23 protein-coding genes are annotated in these 24,519 nt (G+C 72.2%); 17 read left to right on the forward strand and 6 right to left on the reverse strand.

The genetic code is table 11. From position 1 onward, the window contains the following. Window positions 1-892 precede the first annotated feature (892 nt). From ACLU3S_RS14255 to ACLU3S_RS14265, 3 genes are all read left to right on the forward strand, one after another. Complete coding sequence (locus ACLU3S_RS14255) at window positions 893-1,948, forward strand: Rv2578c family radical SAM protein (protein ID WP_413952184.1); 1,056 nt, start codon at window positions 893-895, stop codon at window positions 1,946-1,948. Between the two features lie 148 nt (window positions 1,949-2,096). After that, entirely contained in the window at window positions 2,097-3,650 is a 1,554-nt protein-coding gene (locus tag ACLU3S_RS14260; protein WP_413952185.1) for an alpha/beta hydrolase, read from the forward strand. A gap of 69 nt (window positions 3,651-3,719) precedes the next feature. Then, window positions 3,720-4,247, forward strand: a complete 528-nt coding sequence (locus tag ACLU3S_RS14265; RefSeq protein ID WP_413952186.1) for an N-acetyltransferase family protein — start codon at window positions 3,720-3,722, stop codon at window positions 4,245-4,247. Window positions 4,248-4,254: 7 nt separating this feature from the next. On the opposite strand, the gene ACLU3S_RS14270 is transcribed toward ACLU3S_RS14265, so the two are convergent. After that, a complete protein-coding gene (locus ACLU3S_RS14270) occupies window positions 4,255-4,839 on the reverse strand; it encodes an adenylosuccinate lyase (protein WP_413952187.1) in 585 nt (194 codons plus the stop codon). Between the two features lie 377 nt (window positions 4,840-5,216). Between ACLU3S_RS14270 and ACLU3S_RS14275 the strand changes: the two genes are divergently transcribed. From ACLU3S_RS14275 to pssA, 9 genes are all read left to right on the forward strand, one after another. Further along, window positions 5,217-7,022: a 3-hydroxyacyl-CoA dehydrogenase family protein gene (locus tag ACLU3S_RS14275; RefSeq protein WP_413952188.1), complete on the forward strand. Its 1,806-nt coding sequence runs from the start codon at window positions 5,217-5,219 to the stop codon at window positions 7,020-7,022. A gap of 136 nt (window positions 7,023-7,158) precedes the next feature. Beyond that, the gene (locus ACLU3S_RS14280) at window positions 7,159-7,977 is read left to right on the forward strand and encodes a TetR family transcriptional regulator (RefSeq protein ID WP_413952189.1); all 819 of its coding nucleotides are present in this window, start codon (window positions 7,159-7,161) and stop codon (window positions 7,975-7,977) included. Window positions 7,978-8,419: 442 nt separating this feature from the next. Then, a complete protein-coding gene (gene ccrA, locus ACLU3S_RS14285) occupies window positions 8,420-9,757 on the forward strand; it encodes a crotonyl-CoA carboxylase/reductase (protein WP_413952204.1) in 1,338 nt (445 codons plus the stop codon). Between the two features lie 9 nt (window positions 9,758-9,766). Further along, complete coding sequence (locus ACLU3S_RS14290; protein WP_413952190.1) at window positions 9,767-11,794, forward strand: protein meaA; 2,028 nt, start codon at window positions 9,767-9,769, stop codon at window positions 11,792-11,794. After that, complete coding sequence (locus ACLU3S_RS14295; RefSeq protein ID WP_413952191.1) at window positions 11,791-12,765, forward strand: HpcH/HpaI aldolase/citrate lyase family protein; 975 nt, start codon at window positions 11,791-11,793, stop codon at window positions 12,763-12,765. The genes ACLU3S_RS14290 and ACLU3S_RS14295 overlap by 4 nt, the downstream gene beginning before the upstream one ends. A gap of 5 nt (window positions 12,766-12,770) precedes the next feature. Continuing rightward, window positions 12,771-13,283: a MaoC family dehydratase gene (locus tag ACLU3S_RS14300; protein ID WP_413952192.1), complete on the forward strand. Its 513-nt coding sequence runs from the start codon at window positions 12,771-12,773 to the stop codon at window positions 13,281-13,283. A gap of 3 nt (window positions 13,284-13,286) precedes the next feature. Further along, window positions 13,287-14,492 (forward strand): acyl-CoA dehydrogenase family protein, encoded by a 1,206-nt coding sequence (locus tag ACLU3S_RS14305; protein WP_413952193.1) that lies wholly within the window; start codon window positions 13,287-13,289, stop codon window positions 14,490-14,492. 169 nt (window positions 14,493-14,661) lie between these two features. Next, entirely contained in the window at window positions 14,662-15,318 is a 657-nt protein-coding gene (locus tag ACLU3S_RS14310; protein ID WP_413952194.1) for a phosphatidylserine decarboxylase, read from the forward strand. A 22-nt stretch (window positions 15,319-15,340) separates the two neighbouring features. Then, a complete protein-coding gene (gene pssA / locus ACLU3S_RS14315; protein ID WP_413952205.1) occupies window positions 15,341-16,162 on the forward strand; it encodes a CDP-diacylglycerol--serine O-phosphatidyltransferase in 822 nt (273 codons plus the stop codon). Window positions 16,163-16,199: 37 nt separating this feature from the next. On the opposite strand, the gene ACLU3S_RS14320 is transcribed toward pssA, so the two are convergent. Both ACLU3S_RS14320 and ACLU3S_RS14325 read right to left on the reverse strand, forming a co-directional pair. After that, the gene (locus ACLU3S_RS14320) at window positions 16,200-16,328 is read right to left on the reverse strand and encodes a hypothetical protein (protein ID WP_413952195.1); all 129 of its coding nucleotides are present in this window, start codon (window positions 16,326-16,328) and stop codon (window positions 16,200-16,202) included. Window positions 16,329-16,659: 331 nt separating this feature from the next. Next, window positions 16,660-17,811 carry a glycerate kinase gene (locus ACLU3S_RS14325; RefSeq protein WP_413952196.1) on the reverse strand — a complete coding sequence of 384 codons (1,152 nt, stop codon included), beginning with the start codon at window positions 17,809-17,811 and terminating at the stop codon, window positions 16,660-16,662. Between the two features lie 271 nt (window positions 17,812-18,082). On the opposite strand from ACLU3S_RS14325, the gene ACLU3S_RS14330 reads away from it, so the two are divergent. Together ACLU3S_RS14330 and ACLU3S_RS14335 are read left to right on the forward strand one after the other, a co-directional pair. Further along, window positions 18,083-19,159, forward strand: a complete 1,077-nt coding sequence (locus ACLU3S_RS14330) for an ADP-ribosylglycohydrolase family protein (RefSeq protein WP_413952197.1) — start codon at window positions 18,083-18,085, stop codon at window positions 19,157-19,159. Window positions 19,160-19,187: 28 nt separating this feature from the next. Beyond that, the gene (locus tag ACLU3S_RS14335; RefSeq protein ID WP_413952198.1) at window positions 19,188-19,682 is read left to right on the forward strand and encodes an NUDIX domain-containing protein; all 495 of its coding nucleotides are present in this window, start codon (window positions 19,188-19,190) and stop codon (window positions 19,680-19,682) included. 13 nt (window positions 19,683-19,695) lie between these two features. On the opposite strand, the gene ACLU3S_RS14340 is transcribed toward ACLU3S_RS14335, so the two are convergent. Continuing rightward, a complete protein-coding gene (locus tag ACLU3S_RS14340) occupies window positions 19,696-20,247 on the reverse strand; it encodes an ATP-binding protein (protein ID WP_413952199.1) in 552 nt (183 codons plus the stop codon). A 145-nt stretch (window positions 20,248-20,392) separates the two neighbouring features. On the opposite strand from ACLU3S_RS14340, the gene ACLU3S_RS14345 reads away from it, so the two are divergent. Together ACLU3S_RS14345 and ACLU3S_RS14350 are read left to right on the forward strand one after the other, a co-directional pair. Then, window positions 20,393-21,100: a TetR/AcrR family transcriptional regulator gene (locus ACLU3S_RS14345; RefSeq protein WP_413952200.1), complete on the forward strand. Its 708-nt coding sequence runs from the start codon at window positions 20,393-20,395 to the stop codon at window positions 21,098-21,100. A 40-nt stretch (window positions 21,101-21,140) separates the two neighbouring features. Continuing rightward, the gene (locus ACLU3S_RS14350; RefSeq protein WP_413952201.1) at window positions 21,141-21,878 is read left to right on the forward strand and encodes an SIR2 family NAD-dependent protein deacylase; all 738 of its coding nucleotides are present in this window, start codon (window positions 21,141-21,143) and stop codon (window positions 21,876-21,878) included. Here ACLU3S_RS14350 and ACLU3S_RS14355 read toward each other — a convergent pair. Continuing rightward, window positions 21,875-22,402 carry a methylated-DNA--[protein]-cysteine S-methyltransferase gene (locus ACLU3S_RS14355; RefSeq protein ID WP_413952202.1) on the reverse strand — a complete coding sequence of 176 codons (528 nt, stop codon included), beginning with the start codon at window positions 22,400-22,402 and terminating at the stop codon, window positions 21,875-21,877. The genes ACLU3S_RS14350 and ACLU3S_RS14355 overlap by 4 nt on opposite strands. 11 nt (window positions 22,403-22,413) lie before the next feature. After that, complete coding sequence (locus tag ACLU3S_RS14360) at window positions 22,414-23,904, reverse strand: AlkA N-terminal domain-containing protein (protein ID WP_413952203.1); 1,491 nt, start codon at window positions 23,902-23,904, stop codon at window positions 22,414-22,416. A 150-nt stretch (window positions 23,905-24,054) separates the two neighbouring features. Here ACLU3S_RS14360 and ACLU3S_RS14365 point away from each other — a divergent pair. After that, a partial coding sequence (locus ACLU3S_RS14365) for an MFS transporter (RefSeq protein WP_413952206.1) occupies window positions 24,055-24,519 on the forward strand: 465 nt, incomplete at its 3' end.

Below are 24,519 nucleotides of genomic sequence, written 5' to 3' on the forward strand. Positions count from 1 at the left end.
GTTCGAGTACACCGCCTTCACCCCATGCGTACGTGACGCCTCAGTGCCCGGACAACTCAAGCTCCGGGGGATCGATGCCCAGCTACAGCGATGTACAGAAGGCCGTGAGCGCGGAGAAGCGCGGGATCTGGTTCGCGTAGCCGGCCGGAGACCTCCTCATGCTGTTCATTGCATCCGCAGCCGGCGCAAGTGGCGTATCGGTCCTTGGCCTGATCGCCAAGGTGCTGTTCGTGCTGCTGACGGTGACCGCACACCGGATGCACATGGCGCTGAATCGGCGGGTGGATGCGGCGCGGCACAAACTGCTGGGCGAGCGAGGCCTACCCGGGCTGACGCGGCGATGCGCAGCGTCTCCGCTCGCAGGGCCCGACCTGGTGCGGCCGGCCTGCTCGCCGCGGATGTCCAGCAGTAGCCCGGCATCTGCCCGGACGCACCTCGGTGCGGGCTTTGACCAGCTCGCCACACGGCCCGGAGGCCTCGATCTCCGTGTCGAGCAGACGGCACAGTACTGCCACCACGCGCTCGCCCACGTAGGCGGCGAGGTTCATCGCCGAGTTGCTCTGCGAGGACGGTGCGCTGCTCGGCCCACCTCCCTCACCGGCGTCGCGCAGGGCCGCGACGGCCTGGTCGGCGGACATGAGCCCGTTCCGCTCGGACGCCGCGCGACGGACCCTCTCGGCTTCCGCGGCAGAGCCGGGCTCGTCGAGCAGCGACGGCTTGCCGGCCGTGCCGGACCCGCTCGGCTTTCAGGGCACCGCCGTGCTCGGCGGCAGCGTCGGCGACCAGCCTGGCGGCCGGTATGTCGGCGGTGCGCCCGGCCCCCCGCATCGGGAGTCGCACGATCATGGGAACACATGTTCTATTGTGTGAGGACTGCTACCGAGGAGGGGTCATGCGCTGGGAGAACCTCACAGTGGAGTCCGGGGAGCCCGCCGAACACGGCCGGGCCGCCGAGGCCGCGCTGTTCGGCGCGGACGCCGTCACCACACGCACGTTCGATACGCCCGAGTTCGCAGGGATCACCTTCCACGAGGTGCGCGCCCGCTCGGTCCTCAACCGGGTGCCGGGGGCCTCGCGCATGCCGTTCGAATGGACGGTCAATCCGTACCGGGGCTGCACCCACGCGTGCGTGTACTGCTTCGCCCGCAAGACGCACAGCTACCTCGACCTCGACACGGGCATCGGCTTCGACAGCCAGATCGTGGTGAAGGTGAACGCCCCCGAGGTGCTCCGCCGCCAGCTCGCCTCCCGCCGCTGGCAGGGCGACCACGTGGCGATGGGCACGAACGTCGACTGCTACCAGCGCGCCGAGGGCCGCTACCGGCTGATGCCCGGCATCGTCTCCGCCCTCACCGAGCACGCCAACCCGTTCTCGATCCTCACCAAGGGCACCCTGATCCTGCGCGACCTGGACCTGCTGGTGCGGGCGGCGGAGGTGACCGACGTCGGCATCTCGGTCTCGGTCGGCTTCCTGGACCCCGTGCTGTGGCGCACGGTGGAGCCGGGGACGCCCGCGCCCGAGCGCCGGCTGGACGTCGTACGCACCCTCGGCGAGCACGGCATCGGCTGCGGGGTGCTGATGGCGCCGGTGATCCCCTTCCTGAGCGACGAACCGGCCCAACTGCGCGCGACGGTGCGGGCCATCGCGGAAGCCGGGGCCACCTCGGTGACCCCGCTGGTGCTGCATCTGCGCCCCGGCGCGCGGGAGTGGTTCATGGCGTGGCTCGGGCAGCACCACCCGCACCTGGTGCGGCGCTACGAGCGGCTGTACGCGCAGGGCGCCTACGCGCCCACGTGGTACCAGCGCCGGATCACCCGTCAGGTGCACGAGCTGGCGCAGGAGTACGGCATCGGGCCCACGCACGCGGGACTGCCCCGCCGGATCCGCCCCGCACGGCCGGCCGAGCCGCCGGCCGCGGCCGAACCGACCCAGCTCACCCTCATGTGACCGCGCCCGGGGAGCGTTAGAGCGCATCCCACGGCCCAATTGGGTCAACTATCGCCGAAAGACGTTCTTCAGGGCCCCCGCTCCGGGACGATGCGGCGAGAACCGTGATCCTCGCGGTTCGCCGAAACCCTCCGTCCCGGGAGGCCCCATGAGAACTCGCGCAGCCGTGCTGTGCGCAGCCGCCGCCATCGTGGCGGGCTCGTTCACCGCCGTCCCCGCCCAGGCCACCCCGCCGGCGCGGCTCGCCTGGAAGAAGTGCGGCACCACCGACTACCCCACCCTGCAGTGCGCGTCCCTGAAGGTGCCGCTGGACCACGCGAACCCGTCGGGCCGGCAGATCACGCTCGCCCTGTCCCGCGTCCCGCACACCGCGCAGACCTCCCAGGGCCCGCTGCTGGTCAACCCCGGCGGCCCCGGCGGCAGCGGTCTCACGCTCGCCGGATTCGTGGCCTCCGCGCTGCCCCGGAGCGTCGCGGCCCAGTACGACGTCATCGGCTTCGACCCGCGCGGGGTCGGCCGGAGCACCCCGGCCCTGGACTGCGCGTCCGGCCACTTCACGCCGGTGCGCCCGGACACCGTGCCGGCCACGGCGGCGCTGGAGCAGGCGAACCTGCGGCGCGCGAAGTCCTTCGCCGCCGCCTGCGGCCGCCGGTACGCCGACGTGCTGCCGTACATCGACACCGTCAGCGCCGTGCGGGACATGGACGCCGTCCGCCAGGCCCTCGGCGCTCAGCGGATCAGCTACTTCGGCTACTCGTACGGCACCTACCTCGGCGCGGTCTACGCCAAGCTGTACCCCGAGCGGGTCCGCCGCCTGGTGCTGGACTCGATCGTCGACCCGACCGGCGTGTGGTACCGGGACAACCTCGGCCAGGACCACGCCTTCGACAGCCGCCACCGCGCGCTGATGGCCTGGATCGCCAAGTACGACGACACGTACCGGCTCGGCAGGGACCCCGCGAAGGTCGAGGCCGAGTGGTACGCGATGCGGGCGGCCCTGGCCAGGAAGCCGGCCGGGGGCCTGGTCGGCGCCTCCGAACTGGAGGACACCTTCATCCCCGGCGGCTACTACGACGGCTACTGGCCCTACCTGGCCCAGGCGTTCGCCTCCTACGTCCACGGCGGCAAGACCGAGCAACTGCTGGAGGCGTACCGGAAGTTCGGCGCCGTGGACGCCTCCGGAGACAACGGCTACAGCGTGTACACGGCCGTGCAGTGCCGGGACACCGCCTGGCCGCACGACTGGGCGCGCTGGGAGCGCGACACCTGGGGGGTGTACGCGAAGTCGCCCTTCATGGCCTGGAACAACGCCTGGTACAACGCGCCGTGCGCGTTCTGGCCGACCCAGCGGACGCAGCGGGTGAACGTCGCCAACGGCAAGCTGCCGCCGACGCTGCTGTTCCAGGCGACGGGCGACGCGGCGACCCCGTACACCGGCGGGGTGACGATGCATCGGCTGCTGGCCGGCTCCAGCCTGGTGGTCGAGGAGGGCGGCGGCAACCACGGCATCACGCTGAGCGGCAACGCCTGCCTGGACCGGTATCTGTCCGCCTATCTGGCCGACGGCACGGTGCCGCGCGGCCGCGGCGTTGCCGACGCGGTGTGCGAGAAGTCGCCCGACCCCAAGCCCCTGTCGGGGAAGGCGGCGTCGACGGCGTCCGGCGGCTCGGCGCTGCACGGCCTGCTCGGCTTCCGGGGCTGAGCGCTCGCCCGGCGCACCGGCCAAGGGGGCGCGCCGCGCGCCGGGCAGGCGGTTCCTTAGGGTGCCGTCATGGACGACCGGCCGATCCTCATCCGCTCCATGACCCTCGCCGACTGCGACCGCGTCTCGGAGATCCGCATACGCGGCTGGCAGCATGCCTACCGCGGGCTCATGCCGCAGGCGTACCTCGACGCGCTCAGCGTGGCCCGGGACGCCGAGCGGCGGCGGGCCCGGTTCGCGCAGGCGGACGGCTCGGTGGTGGACCTGGTCGCCGAACGCGCGGGCGAGGTCGTCGGCTGGGCGGCGCACGGGCCGTACCGGGACGACGAAGCTGGGACGACTCCGGACGCCGAGCTGTACGCGATCTACGTCGACCCCGCGCAGCTGGGCAGCGGCGTGGGGCGGACGCTGCTGGAGCGGGCCGAGCGGCAGCGCGAAGGTCACCCGCGCATGCTGCTGTGGGTGCTCAGGGAGAACACCCCGGCCCGCCGCTTCTACGAGCGCGCCGGATACCGGCCGGACGGGGCCGAGGAGCCGTTCGTGGTGGACGGCGTGCCGGTGCCCGAGGTGCGCTACGCCAAGGAGCTGCGCGGCTGACCGGGCGTCACCTGGCCTGCTCCTCCTGCGGAAGCCGGGCCAGCGCGTGCACCGCCGCCTCCGCGAGCGCGGGGTGGGCGAGGGCCTCCTTCAGCACGCGCCGGGCGCGGGGGTCGCCGAGGGCGCCCAGGCCCTCGACGCAGGCGAGGGCGACCCGCCGGTAGGGGTCGTGCGGGCGCAGCCGGCGCTCCAGCGTGGTGATCAGCGCGGGCGCGGACTCGGGGGCGCGCAGCTCCGCCAGGAGCCGTACCGGGTGCAGGGCGTAGGCCACCCGCAGTTCGTTGGTGGCGAGGGCGGCGGCCGCGCGGGCCGTGCGGGGGTCGCCGAGGCGGGCGAGGGCGTGCGCGGCGGAGGCACAGCGGGGCGGGTCGCGGTGGTTGAGGAGGAGCACCAGGGACTCGAAGGCGCGCCGGTCGCCCGCGACGCCCAGCCGGAACGCGGCCAGTTCCCTGGCCCACAGCGGCTGTCCGGGCGCGGTGAGCACCTCCGCGAGTTCGTCGTGGTCCTTCGTCGCCAGCAGGCGGTCGAACGCCGCCGAGCCGCGCGACTCCTGCCGTGAGCGTTCCGTGAGCGATCGCAACTCTTCGTCCACGAACACCAGCGTAGGGGCGTCGCGCCGGGCGAGGGAGCCAGATCACAAAGTCGGATCCGGCTCGGGGGCTGGCGCGCTCGTTACCCGCGAGTTAACCTCATACGAGCGAGCAACCCTCTCGCACTGTGCTGGCGACGGTCTGGTGACGCGGCCGTCGTGAGCTGTCGGTCCGGTACTCCGTGTACCGCCGGACGACCAGGCTTCGGGACAGAGCCGGTCGGAACATCGCCGCTGCCGGGCGTGTGCGCGCAAACGGCACCGGCACCGGGCGTGTGCGCTTGCAGCCCGGCAACACCCGCACTCCTTCCCGCACCGCGGTGCGCCCCCGGCGCACCCGGAGCGTTCCTCGTCGTCACCCTCATTTCTGGAGTCCCGCGATGGCCACTCCCCTGTCCGACACCTCTCTGTCCCCGCTCAAGACGATCGCCGTCGTCGGCCTCGGCACCATGGGCACCGGCATCACCGAGGTCCTCGCGAAGGCCGGCCGCGAGGTGATCGGCATCGACATCAGCCAGGCCCAGGCCGCACGGTCCCTCACCGCCCTGGAGGCCTCCACCGCGCGCTGCGTGGAGCGCGGCCGGCTCACCGAGCAGGAGCGCGCCGAGGCACTGGCCCGGGTGCGCACCGCCACCGACCTGAGCGCGGCGGCCGGCGCCGACCTCGTCATCGAGGTGGTCCCGGAGTCGTACGAGATCAAGCACCAGGTCCTGCGCGAGCTGGACGGCATCGTCCGCCCGGAGACGATCCTCGCGACCGGCACCAACGCCCTGTCCGTGACCCGGCTCGCCGCCGACTCCGCCCGCCCCGAGCGCGTGCTGGGCCTGCACTTCTTCAACCCGGCGCCGGCCATGAAGCTGGTCGAGATCGTCTCCTCCGTGCTGACCGCGCCGCAGGCCGTCGCCACCGTCACGGACCTGGCGATCGAGCTGGGCAAGGAGCCCGTCTCGGTCGGCGACCGCCCCGGCTTCGTCGCGGACGGGCTGCTCTTCGGCTACCTCAACCAGGCCGCCGCGATGTACGAGGCCCGCTACGCCTCCCGCGAGGACATCGACGCGGCGATGCGGCTCGGCTGCGGCCTGCCCATGGGCCCCCTCGCGCTGCTGGACCTGATCGGCATCGACACCGCGCGCACGGTCCTGGAGGCCATGTACGCCGCGTCCCACGACCGGCTGCACGCCCCGGCGCCCATCCTGAAGCAGCTCAGCGAGGCGGGCCTGACCGGCCGCAAGTCCGGGCGCGGCTTCTACACCTACGAGGCGCCGGGCAGCGCCAGGGTCGTGCCGGACGCGCTGACCCCGGCCGGGGGCGGCTCGGCCGCCGCCGGGCGCGAGGTCCGCTCCGTCGGCGTCGCCGGCTCCGGCACCATGGCCTCCGGCATCGCCGAGGTGTTCGCCAAGGCGGGCTACGACGTCGTCCTGGCCGCCCGCAGCGAGGAGAAGGCGCAGGCCGCCAAGGCCCGAATCGGCAAGTCGCTCTCCCGCTCCGTCGACAAGGGCCGGATGACCGCCGAGGCCGCGGCGCAGACCCTGGACCGGATCACCCCGGCCGGCTCCTACGAGGCCTTCGCGGACGTCGACCTGGCCGTCGAGGCGGTCGCCGAGGACCTGGAGATCAAGCGGCAGCTGTTCCAGGCGCTGGACAAGGTCTGCAAGCCGGGCGCGGTCCTGGCCACCACCACCTCCTCGCTGCCCGTCGTCGCCTGCGCCCGCGCCACCTCGCGCCCGCAGGACGTCATCGGGATGCACTTCTTCAACCCGGCCCCGGCCATGAAGCTGGTCGAGGTCGTGCGGACCGTGCTGACCGCCGACGACGTGCACGCGACCGTCCGCGAGGTCTGCGGCAGGATCAGGAAGCACGCGGTGGACTGCGGCGACCGCGCCGGCTTCATCGTGAACGCGCTGCTGTTCCCCTACCTCAACAACGCGATCAAGATGGTCCAGGAGCACTACGCCTCGCTGGACGACATCGACGCGGCCATGAAGCTCGGCGGCGGCTACCCGATGGGCCCGTTCGAGCTGCTCGACGTGGTCGGCCTGGACGTCTCGCTGGCGATCGAGAAGGTGCTGCACCGCGAGTTCCGCGACCCGGGTCTCGCCCCGGCCCCGCTGCTCGAGCACCTGGTGGCCGCGGGCTGCCTGGGCCGCAAGACCGGCCGCGGCTTCCGCGAGTATGCCCGCCGCTGACGGCGTCGGCGACTGGTCCGAGGCGGAGACGGACTGGGGCGGGCTCCTCGATCCGGCCGCGGGTCCCCCGCCCCTCACGGGCGGGGGAAACCCCGGACCTGCGCATCGAACTGCGCACATGCAGTACGTTCGGGTCATGTCCCAGCCCGCCAAGTCCTCACGTACACCAGCTACGCCCGACGCGCCGGAAAGTGCCGCAGGCAGTCGCGCCGCCGCCCAGCGGCTCAAGATGCGCCGGGAACTGGCGGCCGCAGCGATGGAGCTGTTCGCGACCAAGGGGTACGAGGCCACCACGGTCGACGAGATCGCGGCGGCGGCCGGCGTCGCCCGCCGCACCTTCTTCCGCCACTTCCGCTCCAAGGAAGAGGCGATCTTCCCGGACCACGACGACACGCTGATCCGCGCGGAGGCGGTCCTGAACGCCGCCCCGGCGCACGAGCACCCGCTCGACACCGTGTGCCGCGGCATCAAGGAAGTCATGCGGATGTACGCGTCCGCACCGGACATCTCGGTCGCCCGCTACAAGCTCACGCGCGAGGTGCCCACCCTGCGCGAGGCGGAGATCGCCTCGGTGGCCCGCTACGAGCGCCTGTTCACCCGCTATCTGCTGGGCCACTTCGACGAGCACGCGCACGCCGACGACGCCAACGACGACCCGCTGCTGGCCGAGGTCGCCGCCTCCGCGGTCGTCACCGCCCACAACCACGTGCTGCGGCGCTGGCTGCGGGCGGACGGCCGGGGCGACGTCGAGGCGCAGCTCGACCACGCCTTCGCCATCGTCCGCAAGACCTTCGGCAGCGGCATCGGAGCCGGCCGCGGCCCGGCCCCCAAGCCGGCCGCCACGGCGCCGGCGACGGCCTCGGCGCACGGCGAGGTGCTCGTCACCGTCGCCCGCACCGACGCTCCGCTGGAAGAGGTCATGCGGACCATCGAAGAGGCACTGAAGGACCGCTGAGGCGGCCTTCCCGGTCACACCGGTCATGTGATGACGGCCACCCCTCGGGGTGGCCGTTTTGCCATGTCAGGGGCCGTTTTCCGGGGGATTTCAGGCCCCGTTCGATCGATCATCGCTCATTTGTTACGTAAAGATTTCATCTGAGAGCAAGTTCTGGCACTCAGTGCCTTGTCAGCTGACACGCGGTGTCATACGTTGAAGGTGTCCGGGCGGCCGGCGAGCAGAGACCGTTCGCTCGCCGGCTGTCCCCAAGGGCCATGGCCCCCGCGCCCGGACGCCTGCGTCACAGGCAACCTCTCGCGCCACAAAGCGCTGCCGAAGCACCACCGAGCCGGACCGACGGCACATCCCAGAACAACCCTCAGCAGCACTCATCGCAGCACCGACGATCCCCCAGCGCCCCTCCCTCAGGGCGCTCACCGCCGGAGGCAACACCGTGACCGTGAAGGACATCCTGGACGCGATCCAGTCGAAGGACGCCACGTCCGCCGACTTCGCCGCCCTGCCGATCCCCGAGTCGTACCGCGCGATCACCGTGCACAAGGACGAGACGGAGATGTTCGCGGGCCTCGCGACCCGCGACAAGGACCCGCGCAAGTCGCTCCACCTCGACGAGGTCCCCGTGCCCGAGCTCGGCCCGGGCGAGGCCCTGGTGGCCGTGATGGCCTCCTCGGTCAACTACAACTCGGTGTGGACCTCGATCTTCGAGCCGCTGCCGACGTTCGGCTTCCTGGAGCGCTACGGCAGGCTCAGCGAGCTGACCAGGCGGCACGACCTGCCCTACCACGTCATCGGCTCCGACCTCGCGGGCGTCGTGCTGCGCACCGGCCCCGGCGTCAACGCCTGGAAGCCGGGCGACGAGGTCGTCGCGCACTGCCTGTCGGTCGAGCTGGAGTCCTCCGACGGCCACAACGACACGATGCTCGACCCCGAGCAGCGCATCTGGGGCTTCGAGACCAACTTCGGCGGCCTCGCCGAGATCGCCCTGGTCAAGTCGAACCAGCTGATGCCGAAGCCGGCGCACCTGAGCTGGGAGGAGGCCGCGGCCCCGGGCCTGGTCAACTCCACCGCCTACCGCCAACTCGTCTCCCGCAACGGCGCCGGCATGAAGCAGGGCGACAACGTGCTGATCTGGGGCGCGAGCGGCGGCCTGGGCTCCTACGCCACCCAGTTCGCCCTGGCCGGCGGCGCCAACCCGATCTGCGTCGTCTCCTCGCCGCAGAAGGCGGACATCTGCCGTTCGATGGGCGCAGAGTCGATCATCGACCGCACCGCCGAGGGCTACCGGTTCTGGAAGGACGAGCACACCCAGGACCCCAAGGAGTGGAAGCGCTTCGGCAAGCGCATCCGCGAGCTCACCGGCGGCGAGGACATCGACATCGTCTTCGAGCACCCGGGCCGCGAGACCTTCGGCGCGAGCGTCTACGTCACCCGCAAGGGCGGCACCATCACCACCTGCGCCTCCACTTCGGGGTACATGCACGAGTACGACAACCGCTACCTGTGGATGTCGCTCAAGCGCATCATCGGCTCCCACTTCGCCAACTACCGCGAGGCCTGGGAGGCCAACCGCCTCGTCGCCAAGGGCAGGATCCACCCGACGCTGTCGAAGGTGTACTCCCTGGAGGACACCGGCCAGGCCGCCTACGACGTGCACCGCAACCTGCACCAGGGCAAGGTGGGCGTGCTGTGCCTCGCACCCGAGGAGGGCCTCGGCGTGCGCGACGAGGAGACGCGTGCCAAGCACATCGACGCCATCAACCGCTTCCGGAACGTCTGAGGGCCGCAGATGACAGAGCGTCAGAAGGACCGTCCGTGGCTCATGCGGACGTACGCCGGCCACTCCACGGCCGAGGCGTCCAACGAGCTGTACCGGCGCAACCTCGCCAAGGGCCAGACCGGCCTGTCGGTGGCGTTCGACCTGCCGACACAGACCGGCTACGACCCCGACCACATCCTCGCCCGCGGCGAGGTCGGCCGGGTCGGCGTGCCCGTCGCGCACCTCGGCGACATGCGCCGGCTGTTCCAGGACATCCCCCTGGAGCAGATGAACACCTCGATGACCATCAACGCCACCGCCATGTGGCTGCTGGCGCTCTACCAGGTCGTCGCCGAGGAGCAGGGCGCGGACATCACCAGGCTCCAGGGCACGACCCAGAACGACATCGTCAAGGAGTACCTGTCCCGCGGGACGCACGTCTTCCCGCCGGGGCCGTCGCTCCGCCTGACGACGGACATGATCGCGTACACCGTCTCCCACATGCCGAAGTGGAACCCGATCAACATCTGCAGCTACCACCTGCAGGAGGCCGGGGCCACGCCGGTGCAGGAGATCGCGTACGCGATGTCCACCGCGATCGCCGTCCTGGACGCCGTCCGCGACTCGGGCCAGGTGCCGCAGGAGCGCATGGGCGACGTGGTCGCGCGCATCTCCTTCTTCGTGAACGCCGGCGTCCGCTTCATCGAGGAGATGTGCAAGATGCGGGCCTTCGGCCGCATCTGGGACCGGATCACGCGTGAGCGGTACGGCATCCAGGACCCCAAGCAGCGCCGCTTCCGCTACGGCGTCCAGGTCAACTCACTGGGCCTGACCGAGGCGCAGCCGGAGAACAACGTCCAGCGGATCGTGCTGGAGATGCTGGCGGTCACCCTCTCCAAGGACGCCCGCGCGCGTGCCGTGCAGCTGCCGGCCTGGAACGAGGCCCTCGGCCTGCCCCGCCCCTGGGACCAGCAGTGGTCGCTGCGCATCCAGCAGGTGCTCGCCTACGAGTCCGACCTGCTGGAGTACGACGACATCTTCGAGGGCTCGAAGGTGATCGAGGCGAAGGTGGACCAGCTCGTCGAGGACGTCCTCGCGGAGATCGACCACATCCAGGAGATGGGCGGCGCGATGGCCGCCGTGGAGTCCGGCTACCTGAAGTCGCAGCTGGTCGCCTCGCACGCCGAGCGCCGGGCCCGGATCGAGTCCGGCCAGGAGAAGATCGTCGGCGTCAACATCTTCGAGGGAACCGAGCCGAACCCGCTCACGGCCGACCTGGACACCGCGATCCAGACGGTCGACCCGGCGGTCGAGGCCCGGGTCGTGGAGTCCCTGCGGCGCTGGCGCGACACCCGCTACCAGCCGCCGTTCAACCATCCGCGCCCCTGCAAGGCGCTGGAGCGGCTGAAGGAGGCCGCCAAGGGCACCGGGAACCTGATGGAGGCCACGCTGGAGTGTGCCCGCGCCGGGGTCACGACCGGCGAGTGGGCCGGGGCCCTGCGCGAGGTGTTCGGCGAGTACCGGGCGCCCACCGGGGTCTCCTCCGCGCCGGTCGCCGTCGCCGCCGAGGCCGGCTCGGCGCTCGCCGAGGTCCGCGCGAAGGTCGAGGCCACCGCCCGCGACCTGGGCGTCGCCCGCCTGCGCTTCCTGGTCGGCAAGCCGGGCCTGGACGGGCACTCCAACGGCGCCGAGCAGATCGCCGTCCGCGCCCGCGACGCCGGCTTCGAGGTCGTCTACCAGGGCATCCGGCTGACGCCCGAGCAGATCGTGGACGCGGCCCTCGCCGAGGACGTGCACGCGGTCGGCCTGTCGATCCTGTCCGGCTCGCACGCGCAGCTGGTCCCGGACGTGCTGGAACGGCTCCGTGTGGCCGGTGCCACAGATATACCGGTGATCGCCGGTGGCATCATCCCGAACGGTGACGCCGAGCAGCTGAAGGAAGCCGGAGTGGCCGCCGTCTTCACCCCGAAGGACTTCGACATCACCGGAATCATCGGCCGCATCGTCGACGAGATCCGGAAAGCGAACAAGCTCGACCCTCTGGAGGTTCCCGCATGACCAGCCCTGCTCCCCAGGTCAACCGACTGCGCCCGCGGCGCTCCTGCCTGGCCGTACCGGGCTCGAACCCCCGCTTCCTGGAGAAGGCGCAGGGCCTGCCGGCCGACCAGGTGTTCCTGGACCTGGAGGACGCGTGCGCGCCGCTGGCCAAGCCCGAGGCGCGGCACACCATCGTCAAGTTCCTCAACGAGGGCGACTGGACGGGCAAGACCAGGGTCGTGCGTGTGAACGACTGGACGACCGAGTGGACGTACCGCGACGTCGTGACCGTGGTCGAGGGCGCCGGCCAGAACCTGGACTGCATCATGCTGCCGAAGGTGCAGACGGCCCAGCAGATCGTCGCGCTGGACCTGCTGCTGACCCAGATCGAGAAGACGATGGGCTTCGAGGTCGGCAGGATCGGCATCGAGGCGCAGATCGAGAACGCGCAGGGCCTGAACAACGTCAACGAGATCGCTCAGGCGTCCCCGCGCGTCGAGACGATCATCTTCGGCCCGGCCGACTTCATGGCCTCCATCAACATGAAGTCCCTCGTCGTGGGCGAGCAGCCGCCCGGCTACCCGGCGGACGCCTACCACTACATCCTGATGAAGATCCTGATGGCCGCCCGCGCCAACAACCTCCAGGCGATCGACGGTCCCTACCTGCAGATCCGCAACGTCGACGGCTTCCGCGAGGTGGCCGGCCGCGCCGCCGCGCTCGGCTTCGACGGCAAGTGGGTGCTGCACCCGGGCCAGGTCGACGCCGCCAACGAGGTCTTCTCGCCCTCCCAGGAGGACTACGACCACGCCGAGCTGATCCTGGACGCGTACGAGTACTACACGTCCGAGGCGGGCGGCAAGAAGGGCTCCGCGATGCTCGGCGACGAGATGATCGACGAGGCCAGCCGCAAGATGGCCCTGGTCATCGCCGGCAAGGGCCGTGCGGCCGGCATGCGACGCACGTCGAAGTTCGAGATCCCGGAGGCCTGAGCGCGATGCAGTTCGGACGCACCTACGAGGAGTTCGAGGTCGGCGCGGTGTACAAGCACTGGCCGGGCAAGACGGTCACGGAGTACGACGACCACCTGTTCTGTCTCCTCACCATGAACCACCACCCGCTCCACATGGACGTGAACTACGCCGAGAAGACGACGGACTTCGGCAAGAACGTCGTGGTGGGCAACTACATCTACTCGCTGCTGCTCGGCATGTCCGTCCCGGACATCTCCGGCAAGGCGATCGCCAACCTGGAGATCGAGTCGCTCAAGCACGTGGCGCCGACCTTCCACGGCGACACCGTCTACGGCGAGACGACCGTGCTGGACAAGTGGCCGTCGAAGTCGAAGAACGACCGCGGCATCGTCTACGTCGAGACCAAGGGCTACAAGCAGGACGGCACCCTCGTGTGCGTCTTCCGCCGCAAGGTCATGGTGCCGACCGAGACGTACATCAAGGAGCGCGGCGGCGAGCAGCCGGGCCGCCCCGAGCTGAAGGAACAGGGGAAGTAAGCGATGGCCCGTCTCGCCCAGACCGCCGGTCTGACCGACGTCCAACAGGAGATCGTCTCCACGGTTCGGGACTTCGTCGACAAGGAGATCATTCCGGTCGCGACCGAGCTGGAGCACCGCGACGAGTACCCGCAGCAGATCGTGGACGGCCTGAAGGAGCTCGGCCTGTTCGGTCTGATGATCCCCGAGGAGTACGGGGGCCTGGGCGAGTCGCTGCTCACCTACGCGCTGTGCGTGGAGGAGATCGCCCGCGGCTGGATGTCCGTGTCCGGCATCATCAACACCCACTTCATCGTCGCGTACATGCTCAAGCAGCACGGCACGCAGGAGCAGAAGGACCACTTCCTGCCGAGGATGGCGGCCGGCGACATCCGGGGCGCCTTCTCGATGTCGGAGCCGGGCCTGGGCTCGGACGTGTCGGCGATCACGTCGAAGGCGGTCAAGGACGGCGACGAGTACGTCCTGACCGGCCAGAAGATGTGGCTGACGAACGGCGGCACGTCCTCGCTCGTGGCCGTCCTCGTCCGGAGCGACGAGGGCCACCCCGAGGGAACGGCCCCGCACAAGTCGATGACCACCTTCCTGGTCGAGAAGGAGCCGGGCTTCGGCGAGGTCCGCCCGGGCCTCACCATTCCGGGCAAGATCGACAAGATGGGCTACAAGGGTGTCGACACCACCGAACTGATCATGGACGGCCTGCGGGTGCCGGCCGACCGCGTGCTCGGCGGGGTCACCGGCCGAGGTTTTTACCAAATGATGGACGGCGTGGAGGTCGGCCGGGTCAACGTGGCGGCGCGCGGCTGCGGCGTCGCCCAGCGCGCCTTCGAGCTCGGCGTCCGGTATGCCCAGCAGCGGCACACCTTCGGCAAGCCGATCGCCCAGCACCAGGCCATCCAGTTCAAGCTCGCGGAGATGGCCACCAAGGTCGAGGCGGCGCATGCGATGATGGTCAACGCCGCACGCAAAAAGGACTCCGGGGAACGAAACGACCTGGAGGCCGGCATGGCGAAGTACCTCGCCTCCGAGTACTGCAAGGAGGTCGTGGAGGACGCCTTCCGCATCCACGGCGGCTACGGTTTCTCCAAGGAGTACGAGATCGAGCGACTCTACCGCGAGGCTCCGATGCTCCTCATCGGCGAAGGCACCGCCGAGATCCAGAAAATGATCATCGGCCGCCGGCTGCTCGAGGAGTATCGGTTCCAGGGCTGATTGTCCGGATACGGGGTGTTTTCTTCGAGAAGAAGATCACACCCCGTAGACGTTCTTCGGCCGCCGACTCGGCTGGCTGGCTTGCCCAGTTGTAGCCCCCGACCGGTACGATCCCCGGAAAGCCGCCGTCCCCCGTCTTGCGCGGCATCATCCGCTACGAAGGTCATCCATGCCCCACAGCCAAACCTCTGCACCTCGCGACAGCCGAGCCGGCGTACGCCTCGCGCGCGGAGCATCGCCGTGGCTTCTCCCGACCGTCGCCACCGCAGCCCTCAGCCTGGCCCGCGCCCGCCGCTCCGGCGCGGCCAAGGCCGTGGCCGTGCCCGCCACCGCTCTTGCCGCGGGAATGCTGTGGTTCTTCCGCGACCCCGAGCGCGAGATCGCCCAGGGCCGCGTCATCTCGCCCGCCGACGGTGTGGTGCAGAGCATCATGCCCTGGAAGGACGGGCGCACCCGCGTCGCGATCTTCATGAGCCCGCTCAACGTCCACGTCAACCGCGCGCCCCTCGCGGGCACGGTGACGTCCGTCGAGCACATCCCCGGTGGCTTCGTTCCCGCCTTCAACAAGGAGAGCGAGAACAACGAGCGCGTAGTCTGGCATTTCGACACCGAACTCGGCGACATCGAGATGATCCAGATCGCCGGCGCGGTGGCCCGCCGCATCGTGCCCTACATCCCGCGCGGCACGAAGGTCGAGCAGGGCGACCGAATCGGTCTGATCCGCTTCGGCTCGCGTGTCGACCTCTACCTGCCCGAGGGCGTGGAGGTCGCGGTCGAGGTCGGACAGAAGACCGTGGCTGGGGTGACTCGCATTGACCGTGATTGATCCGGAGACCCAGGCGGGCTGGGTGCCCGAGGCGGACGAGGCGGACGACGAGGAGGAGATGCCCCTCTCGCTGCGCCTGTCGATAGCGGACACCCTCACCCTGGGCAACGCCACGTGCGGCTTCATGGCGGTGTACTTCACCACCACCGGCATCCTGATCCCGCACCTGACGGGCAACGACGAGTCCATGGGCATGGCGCGGCACAGCGCCGCCACGGCCGTCATCCTGATGCTCTGCGCGGCCGTCTTCGACCTGTTCGACGGCCTGGTCGCGCGCAAGCTGCGCTCGTCGCCGATGGGCGCCGAGCTGGACAACCTGTCCGACCTGATCAGCTTCGGGCTGGCGCCCGCGTACTTCGTCCTGGTCTACGGCATGGTCGCCGACGACGCGCACCAGAGGGTGGCGGCGCTGGGGGCGATCGTGGTGCTCCTGGCGGTCGTGCTGAGACTCGCCCGCTTCTCGTGCGTGACGATGAAGGACGGCATGTTCCAGGGCATGCCCTCGCCGTTCGGCGCGCTGACGGTCGTCTCGATCGTGCTGCTGGAGCTGCCGTTCGTGGCGACGCTGCTGGCGATCCTCGGCACGGCGTGGCTGATGGTGAGCCGGGTGGAGTACCCGAAGCCGCGCGGGCGCCTGGCCGGCGCCATGCTCTCCTGGATCGTGCTGTCCATGGGTCTCCTGGCCGCCTGGGCCTTCGACGCGCCGAGCGGGCAGCTGCTGCTCCAGACCGGCTGCGCGCTGCAGCTGGTCATGGGCGCGGTGATTCCGCTGTTCGCCACGGCTCGCCGGGTGAACAACTTCCGCGACAACCGGCGTGAGGCCAGGGCGGCGCAGCTGCCGTAGCGGTGTACGGCGTACGACGGGCAAGGGCCCTCGAACCTCACGGTTCGGGGGCCCTTCCGCTGTCCGGGGCACGGGTGGACCGCTGCTCGTGGGCCGGTGCGGCGAGGCTGCCGAGGATCCTCAGCAGCTCGGTGCTGCGGCCGCCCGGCTCGGCGTGGGAGACCACCAGCGTCAGGCCGTCGGTGCCGTCGCCGCCTCACCAGTCCGCGCCGGGGCGACACATCGTGGCGGGCCCACAGCCGGCGGAACCGGTCGCGACAGCTCACCGACCAGCTCCCGCAGCGCCGGATCGTCGGCATCGGGCACGCAGCGCGGCCACGGCCTCCTCGGTGTCCCACCTGCACGAGAACATCGCGTCGGCGGACCTCACCCTGCCCGCCGACGCGGTCGAGGAGCTGGACGGGATCGGCGGCAGGTGAGGAGGGCGCGGCGGTGACGCGTTCCCCGGTGGGGGCCCGGAGCACCCGGTCCCCACCGGCCCGCGCGCCCGGGCGCCGTCAGCGGAGGAAGTCCCGGGCGATGCGCTCCGCCACACCCTCCAGGATCGGGCCGGCGTCGGCGATGCACGTCGCCACGTCGGGCTCGACGTCGGTCAGGGCGTAGGCGCGGCGGATGCCGACCCGGCCGAGGACCTCCGGCGGGAGTGCCAGGCGCCCGCAGACCGCGACGACCTCCTTGTCCGCGGCGCGGGCCGCCGCGGCCACCCCCGCCGGGGCCTTGCCGTGCAGCGTCTGCTCGTCCAGGGAACCCTCGCCCGTGATCACCAGCGAGGCCCGCTCCAGCGCGGGCGCGAAGCCGAGGACGTCCAGCATGACCTCGATGCCGGGCCTGAAGCGCGCGCCCAGGAGCAGGGCGCCGTACCCGATGCCGCCCGCCGCACCCGCGCCCGGCGCCGCGGCGTACTCGGCCGCCCGCGGCCCGGCCTCCGCCTCCAGCACCTCGGCGAAGTGCGCGAGCGCCGCGTCCAGGGTGGCCACGTCGTCCGGCGAGGCACCCTTCTGCGGGCCGTAGACCGCCGGCGCGCCCTTCGGCCCGGTCAGCGGATTGTCGACGTCGCTGGCCAGGACCAGCTCCACGGACGACAGCCGCGGGTCCAGCCCGGACAGGTCGGCCCGCGCCAGGTCCGCGAGCCCGCCGCCGCCCGGGGGCACCGGCTCGCCGTCCGCGTCGAGGAAACGCGCCCCCAGCGCGGTCAGCATCCCCGCGCCGCCGTCCGTCGTGGCGCTGCCGCCCACACCGAACACGATCGTCCGCGCGCCCGCGTCCAGCGCGGCCCGCAACAGCTCGCCGGAGCCGTACGTCGAGGCCGTGAGCGGCGCGAGGACACCGGCCGGCAGCCGCTGCAGCCCGCTGGCCTCCGCCATCTCCACGACCGCGGTGCCGCCGCGCAGCGCGAACGCGGCGGTCACCTCCTGGCCGAGCGGCCCGGCGACCCGGACCTCGTGCCGTGCGAAACCGGCCGCGACGGCCGCGTCCACGGTCCCGTCGCCACCGTCGGCCACGGGCAGCGCTTCCACCGCGAGACCGGGCACGACCCGGCGCAGCCCGGCCGTCACCCGCTCGGCGACCTGCACGGCCGTCAGCGAGCCCTTGAACTTGTCCGCGGCGATGAGCACCCGACGGGTCTCGTTGCCTGCAGCGTCCGCCACCTTGCCACCCCTTGCTCTCCGGGCCCCGCCCACGTCGGGGCCAGTCGCGCCGCTGCGACCCTAAACCGCAGGACAGCCCCGCCGCCATGCCCCGGCCGCAGGCTGGGACGGCGCTGGGAAGCCACCCGGAAACCGCTGGGAAGCCGCCCCTGATCCGCTGGGAATCCGCTGGGAAGCCACCCGGAATCCGCGGGGAATCCGCCGGGAAGCCACCCCGAAACCACTCGGAAGCCGCTGGGAGACGCCCGGGGAAAACGGGTAGACCCCAGCCATGACCGGCCCGCCCGTCGACCCCGCCGCCCTCGCCGACCGCATCCACGGCGGCTGGCTCGGCAGGATCGCGGGCAACATGCTCGGCAAGCCCGTCGAGCAGGGCGAGGTGTGGACGCGCGAGCGCATCGACCGCTATCTGCGCCGGGCGGGGGCGCTGCCGCTCACCGACTACCTGCCCGAGCCCGCCGACGCGGCCGACACCGCCGTACTGCGCCCGGAGTGGCGCGGTTGCGTGCGCGGCCGCATCGACGGCAGCTGCCGGGACGACGACGTGGACTACGCGATCCTCGGCCTGCACCTGCTGGAGACCCACGGCTTCGGCTTCACCACCGAGGACGTCGGTGAGCTGTGGCTGCTGCGGCTGCCGTACCTGCAGACCTTCACGGCCGAGCGGGCGGCGTACCGCAACCTCGCGAGCGGCCTGAAGCCGCCGGTGACGGCGACGTACGACAACCCGTACCAGGAGTGGATCGGCGCGCTGATCCGTGCCGACGTGCACGGCTGGACCTGCCCCGGCGACCCCGCCCGCGCCGCCGGTCTCGCCCGCCGCGACGCGGTGCTCTCCCACACCGGCAACGGCGTCTACGGCGCCATGTGGGCGGCCGCCCTGATCGCCGCGGCCTTCACCGCCCCGAGCGTGCGCGCCGCGCTGGACACCGCGCTCGGCGTGATCCCGGCGAGCAGCCGGCTGGCCCGGACCGTGCGCCGGGTGATGTCCCTGCACGAGACCCGGCTGAGCTGGGAGGACACCCTGAGCACGGTGTCCGGGGAGACGGCCGGGCTGGGCTGGATCCACACCGTCCCGAACGCCGCCGTGCTCACGGCCGGACTGCTCTACGGCGACGGGGACTTCACCCGGACCATCGCGCTCACCGTGCGCGGCGGTCTCGACACCGACTCCAACGGGGCGACGGCGGGCTCGGTGGCCGGCGTCCTCACCGGCGCGGCCTCCATCCCGGACCACTGGAAGGACCCGCTGCGGGACACGGTGCGCAGCGCGGTGTTCGGCTTCGACGGCGTGCGGATCAGTGCGCTGGCCGAACGCACCCTGCGCCTGGCGACGAGCCGGCCGTAGCCCGGTGGCCGCTGGTTACCCTTCCTGAATGACCACGACGCCTGACTTCGCCACGTACATCGCGAGCCTGCCCCGCGTCCTCGCCGGGGCCGCCGCGCTCTTCCGGGACACCGCCGGGCGGGTGCTGCTCGTCGAGCCCAACTACCGCGAGGGCTGGGCGCTTCCGGGCGGCACCATCGAGTCGGACGACGGCGAGACGCCCCGCCAGGGCGCCCGCCGGGAGACCCTGGAGGAGATCGGCCTCGACCGGGAGCCGGGCCGGCTGCTGGCGGTGGACTGGGTGCACGGCGTGGACCGCCCGCCGCTGGTCGCCTACCTCTACGACGGCGGGGTCCTCAGCGAGGCCGACCTCAAGGCCATCCGCCTGCAGGAGGAGGAGTTGCTGTCCTGGCGCCTGGTGGCCCCCGAGGAGATCACCGACCACCTGCCCGGCGCCCTCGGCCGCCGCATCCTGGCCGCCCTCGACGTCCTCGCCGACGGCGCGGGGACGGCGGAACTGGAGAACGGCCACCGGGTGGCCTGACCCGGGACGGGGGTCAGGCGGTCTCCGGGCCGTCCGACGGCGCGGAGCGCAGTTCGAACCAGATGGTCTTGCCGGTGGGGGTCCGGGTGTTGCCCCAGGCGTCCGCGAGCTGGTCGAGCAGTTCCGTCCCGCGCCCGCCCTCCGCGTCGGTGTCCGCGACGTGGCGCACCGGCCCGGCGGGCTCGGTGTCCTCGACCTCGCACGCCAGGCGGGAATCCTGCACCCGCAGGTTGAGCCGGAGTGGTCCGCGGGTGTGGCGCAGGGCGTTGGTGACCACCTCGCTCACCAGCAGCTCCGCCGTGTCGGCCAGGTCGTCCAGGCCCCAGTCGCGCAGCTGCGCGGTGACCAGTCGCCGGGCGCGCCCCGCCGACCTCGGGTCCCGCGGCAGCGGCCAGGAGGCGTCCCGGTCGGTGGCCCGGCCGCGGGGCGCGTCCAGCGGACGCACCGGCGCGAGGATGCGGGACCACAGGGCCCACTGCCGAGCGGCCCAGGACCGGGCGCCGCCCCTGGGGGACCGCTGTCCTGCGCGCGGGGTGCCGGTGCGGGCGACGGCGTCGGGGGCCATGGGCATCACTCCCTTCCGGGCAAAGACGTAGATGTAGCACTCGCTACATCCAATGTAGACGTAGCGAGTGCTACGGTAAATACCTACCCAAAAGATTCCTTGACGGACGTCAAGCCGTGCCCGCCCACCGCCTCAAGGAGCCGTCATGCCTCGCCCTCCCGACCCGGCCAAACGGCGCGATCTGCTCGACGCGGTGCGCGAGTACGTCCTCCGGCACGGGCTGGTGGACCTCTCGCTGCGCCCCCTGGCGCGTGCCCTGGGCACCAGCGACCGCATGCTCCTGTACTACTTCGGCACCAAGGAGCGCATGGTCGCCGAGGCCCTGGCCGTCTACGAGCGCCGCCCCCTGCTGCGCGCCCAAAAGCTGCTGGAGACCATGGGCCCGCCCGCGGATGCGGCGGCCCTGCGCCGCTTCGTCGAGGAGATATGGCGCCAGTTCGGCGAGCCCGACGTGCGCGCCGCCCTCCCTCTCCTGTTCGAGATCCTGAGCGCCGGCGTGCTGCACCCGGACCGCTACGGGCCCGTCCTGCGTAACCTGATCACCGAGTGGACGGACCTGCTCACCGATGTCTTCCGCGGGCTCGGCATGGACCTCGACCGCGCGCGCACGCAGGCCACACTGCTGGCGGACGCCTCCTTCGGCCTGCTGTTCGCCCCGCTGGCGGACGGCCACTGGGACCGGGCGGACCGGGCCTTCCATGCCCTGCTGGACAGCCTGGAACCGGTGTGGCGGGTCGCGGCGTCACCGTCCGACGGCTCGGCCGGCCGGGCCGTGGCGGCCCGGTCCGCGGCCCCGGCAGGATCCTCGGGCGGGACCCGCCCGCGAGCCGGGTGCCGCCGGACGGCCCGGTAATCCGCTCGCTCCGCGTGGACCGGCGTCCTACCCTCGGCCCATGAACAGGCCTCTCGTGGCGCTTCTCAGCGGCGCAGGTGTCTCCACCGATTCCGGGATCCCCGACTACCGCGGCCCGAACGGATTGTGGCGGCAGGATCCCGAGGCGGAGAAGCTCGTGACGTACGAGTACTACATGAGCGACCCGGAGATCCGGCGGCGGTCGTGGCAGATGCGGCGCGGCAACCGCGCGCTGCGGGCCGAGCCGAACGCCGCGCACCGGGCCGTCGCCGAACTGGAGCGGTCCGGCGTCCCGGTGCGGGTGCTCACCCAGAACGTGGACGGCCTGCACCAGCTCGCCGGGATGCCCGCCCGCAAGGTGCTGGAGCTGCACGGCAGCGCGCGCGCCGTGGTGTGCACGGGGTGCGGGGCGCGCGGCTCGATGGAGGACGCCCTCGCCCGGGTCGAGGCCGGCGAGGAGGATCCCGCGTGCCTGGAGTGCGGGGGCATCCTCAAGTCGGCGACGGTGATGTTCGGCGAACGGCTGGATCCGGTGGTGCTGGGCGAGGCCGTGGCCATCAGCAAGGCCTGCACCGTGTTCGTCGCCGCCGGCAGCAGTCTGCAGGTCCAGCCCGCCGCCGGCCTGGCCGGCGTCGCCGCCGACCACGGCGCCCGCCTGGTCATCGTCAACGCCGAACCGACGCCGTACGACGACCTGGCCGACAAGGTGGTGCGCGAACCGATCGGCACCGCCCTGCCGAGGCTGCTGCACGAACTGGCCGCGCAGGCCGGCCGCTAGAACAGGGCCGCTCCGGTCGGCGGAAGCCGCCGCTGGGACAGGGCCGTCGCCCGCTCGAAGTCCAGCAGGCGGCGCTTGCGCTCCAGGCCGCCGCCGTAGCCGGTGAGGTTGCCGGAGGAGCCGATCACCCGGTGGCAGGGGACGATGATGCCGATCGGGTTGCGGCCGTTGGCGAGGCCGACGGCGCGGGAGGCGCCGGGACTGCCGAGGGCGCCGGCGAGTTCGCCGTAGGTGCGGGTCTCGCCGTAGGGGATCTTCGCCAGCTGCTCCCAGACGCCGCGCTGGAACGGCGTGCCCCGCAGGGCCAGTTCGAGGGTGAACTCGGTCAGCTCGCCCGCGAAGTAGGCCGACAGCTGCTCCCGCGCCGCGGCGAAGGAGGGCAGGCCGTCGTCGCGCGGGCCGAAGTTCTCCTCGGGCGGGCGGTGCCGCTGGCCGGCCATGTACAGGCCGCACAGCACGCCGTCGGCGTCGGCAACCAGGGTGAGCGGGCCGTACGGGCTGTCCAGCACGGTGTGGCACTTCAACAGGTGACTCCTCATACCGGAAGGAAGTTGATCGGGTGGCCGTCGGTCGCCCACAGGTACTGCACCGCGTACGCCCGCCAGGGGCGCCAAGCCTCGGCGCGCGCGGTGAGCGCGGCCGGGGTGGCGGGCAGGCCCAGCTCCTTGGCTGCGCGCCGGATGCCGAGGTCGGTGGCGAGGAAGGCGTCGGGGTCGCCGAGGGCGCGCATGGCGATGACGTCGACGGTCCACGGCCCGAAGCCGGGCAGGGCCAGAAGCCGGGCGCGGGCCTCGGGCCAGTCGGATTCCACGCCCAAGTGGAGGGTGCCGTCGGCGAGTCGGCGCACGAGGGTGGTGAAGGTGGTGCGCCGGGTGCGGGGCATCGCCAGGGTCTCGGGGTCGACGGCGGCGAGCGCCTCGGGGGACGGGAAGAGATGGGTGAGGCCGCCCTCGGGGTCGTCGAGGGGCTTGCCGTGCGCGGTGACCAACCGGGCCGCGTGGGTGCGCGCGGCGGCCGTGGACACCTGCTGCCCGAGCACGGCGCGGACGGCGAACTCGGCCTCGTCCACGGTGCGCGGCACCCGCCGTCCCGGCGCCTTGTCGACCAGCGGCGCGAGCAGCGGGTCCGTGCGCAGCCGGTCGTCCACGGCGACCGGGTCGGCGTCCAGGTCGAGCAGGCGGCGGCAGCGGCTGATCGCCACGGTCAGGTCGCGCAAGTCGCTGAGGGTGAGGCGGCAGGCGATGTGGTCGGGGCGCGGGGTGAGGGAGACGATCCCGTGGCCGTACGGCAGCCGCAGGGTGCGCCGGTAGGCGCCGTCGCGCCACTCCTCGACGCCGGGTACGGCCGTGGCCGCGAGGTGGCCGAAGAGGTTGGTGGGGTTGAGCGGGGCGCGGAACGGCAGCCGCAGGCAGAGGGTGCCCGGGGCGCCGGAGGCGCCGGACGCGCGGCGGCCGGGCGCCCGGCCGCGCAGCTCGCTCGGGGAGAGGGCGAAGACCTCGCGGACGGTGTCGTTGAAGGCGCGGATGGAGGAGAAGCCGGCCGCGAAGGCGATGTCCGCCATGGGCAGCGGGGTGGTCTCGATGAGCAGCCGCGCGGTCTGGGCGCGCTGGGCCCGGGCGAGCGCGAGCGGGCCGGCGCCCAGTTCGGCGAGCAGCTGCCGCTCCACCTGCCGGGTGCTGTAGCCGAGCCGGGCGGCGAGTCCCGGGACCCCCTCGCGGTCCACGACGCCGTCGGCGATGAGCCGCATCGCCCGGGCCACCAGGTCGGCGCGCCGGTTCCACTCCGGGGAGCCGGGGCTGGTGTCCGGCCGGCAGCGCTTGCACGCCCGGAACCCGGCCTGCTGGCAGGCGGCCGCGCTGGGATAGAACGTCATGTTCTCCGGCTTCGGCGGAACGACGGGGCAGCTGGGCCGGCAGTAGATCCGGGTGGTCAGCACCGCCGTGAAGAACCACCCGTCGAACCGGGCGTCCTTCGACTGCACGGCGCGCACACAGTGCTCCCGGTCGAGGTGCGTCGCTGTCTGCATGCGTCCAGGATCGGCCACGGCCGGGCCCCTGCGCTGGCGGGAATCCGACACGTACCTTGCCGGGGCGGCGCTGCGTACGATGCCGCCGTGAGCCAGGAAGCCGGCACGTCCACAGGCGGTGACGGAGTCCGCGGCCCGTCCGCCGCGCGGCTGCGGCCGCTGTACGCCGCCGGTTTCACCACCGCGTTCGGCGCGCACGGCGTGGCCGCGAGCCTCGGGGCGCGGTCGTCCCACGCGGTCGGCTCGCTGCTGGTGCTCGGCGGGCTGCTCGCGCTGTACGACGGGGCGGAGGTGCTGCTGAAGCCGGTGTTCGGCACGCTGGCCGACCGGGTGGGGGCGCGCCCGGTGCTGCTGGGCGGCCTGATCGCCTTCGCGGCCGCCTCGGCGCTCTACGCCGTCGCGGGCGGCCCCGGCCTGCTGTGGGCGGCGCGGCTCGGCCAGGGCGCCGCCGCCTCCGCGTTCTCCCCGTCGGCCGCGGCCCTGCTCGCGCGGCTCCGCCCGGCCGCGGGACACGGGCGCGCCTTCGGCTCGTACGGCTTCTTCAAGTCCCTCGGCTACACCCTGGGCCCGCTGCTCGGCGGGGTGCTGGTGTGGGCGGGCGGTCTGCGGCTGCTG

Source organism: Streptomyces sp. AF1A, from assembly GCF_047340315.1.
Classification (GTDB): domain Bacteria; phylum Actinomycetota; class Actinomycetes; order Streptomycetales; family Streptomycetaceae; genus Streptomyces.

What these genes read in the sequence shown, in the direction of transcription:
- ACLU3S_RS14280 (WP_413952189.1), top strand. Translation starts at nt 7,159, where the DNA reads ATGTCCCAGCCCGCCAAGTCCTCACGTACACCAGCTACGCCCGACGCG.
- ACLU3S_RS14345 (WP_413952200.1), top strand. Translation starts at nt 20,393, where the DNA reads ATGCCTCGCCCTCCCGACCCGGCCAAACGGCGCGATCTGCTCGACGCG.
- ACLU3S_RS14305 (WP_413952193.1), top strand. Translation starts at nt 13,287, where the DNA reads ATGGCCCGTCTCGCCCAGACCGCCGGTCTGACCGACGTCCAACAGGAG.
- ACLU3S_RS14335 (WP_413952198.1), top strand. Translation starts at nt 19,188, where the DNA reads ATGACCACGACGCCTGACTTCGCCACGTACATCGCGAGCCTGCCCCGC.
- ACLU3S_RS14310 (WP_413952194.1), top strand. Translation starts at nt 14,662, where the DNA reads ATGCCCCACAGCCAAACCTCTGCACCTCGCGACAGCCGAGCCGGCGTA.
- ACLU3S_RS14275 (WP_413952188.1), top strand. Translation starts at nt 5,217, where the DNA reads ATGGCCACTCCCCTGTCCGACACCTCTCTGTCCCCGCTCAAGACGATC.
- ACLU3S_RS14260 (WP_413952185.1), top strand. Translation starts at nt 2,097, where the DNA reads ATGAGAACTCGCGCAGCCGTGCTGTGCGCAGCCGCCGCCATCGTGGCG.
- ACLU3S_RS14330 (WP_413952197.1), top strand. Translation starts at nt 18,083, where the DNA reads ATGACCGGCCCGCCCGTCGACCCCGCCGCCCTCGCCGACCGCATCCAC.
- ACLU3S_RS14340 (WP_413952199.1), bottom strand. Translation starts at nt 20,247, where the DNA reads ATGGCCCCCGACGCCGTCGCCCGCACCGGCACCCCGCGCGCAGGACAG.
- ACLU3S_RS14265 (WP_413952186.1), top strand. Translation starts at nt 3,720, where the DNA reads ATGGACGACCGGCCGATCCTCATCCGCTCCATGACCCTCGCCGACTGC.
- ACLU3S_RS14290 (WP_413952190.1), top strand. Translation starts at nt 9,767, where the DNA reads ATGACAGAGCGTCAGAAGGACCGTCCGTGGCTCATGCGGACGTACGCC.
- ACLU3S_RS14300 (WP_413952192.1), top strand. Translation starts at nt 12,771, where the DNA reads ATGCAGTTCGGACGCACCTACGAGGAGTTCGAGGTCGGCGCGGTGTAC.
- ACLU3S_RS14360 (WP_413952203.1), bottom strand. Translation starts at nt 23,904, where the DNA reads ATGCAGACAGCGACGCACCTCGACCGGGAGCACTGTGTGCGCGCCGTG.
- ACLU3S_RS14350 (WP_413952201.1), top strand. Translation starts at nt 21,141, where the DNA reads ATGAACAGGCCTCTCGTGGCGCTTCTCAGCGGCGCAGGTGTCTCCACC.
- ACLU3S_RS14295 (WP_413952191.1), top strand. Translation starts at nt 11,791, where the DNA reads ATGACCAGCCCTGCTCCCCAGGTCAACCGACTGCGCCCGCGGCGCTCC.
- ACLU3S_RS14255 (WP_413952184.1), top strand. Translation starts at nt 893, where the DNA reads ATGCGCTGGGAGAACCTCACAGTGGAGTCCGGGGAGCCCGCCGAACAC.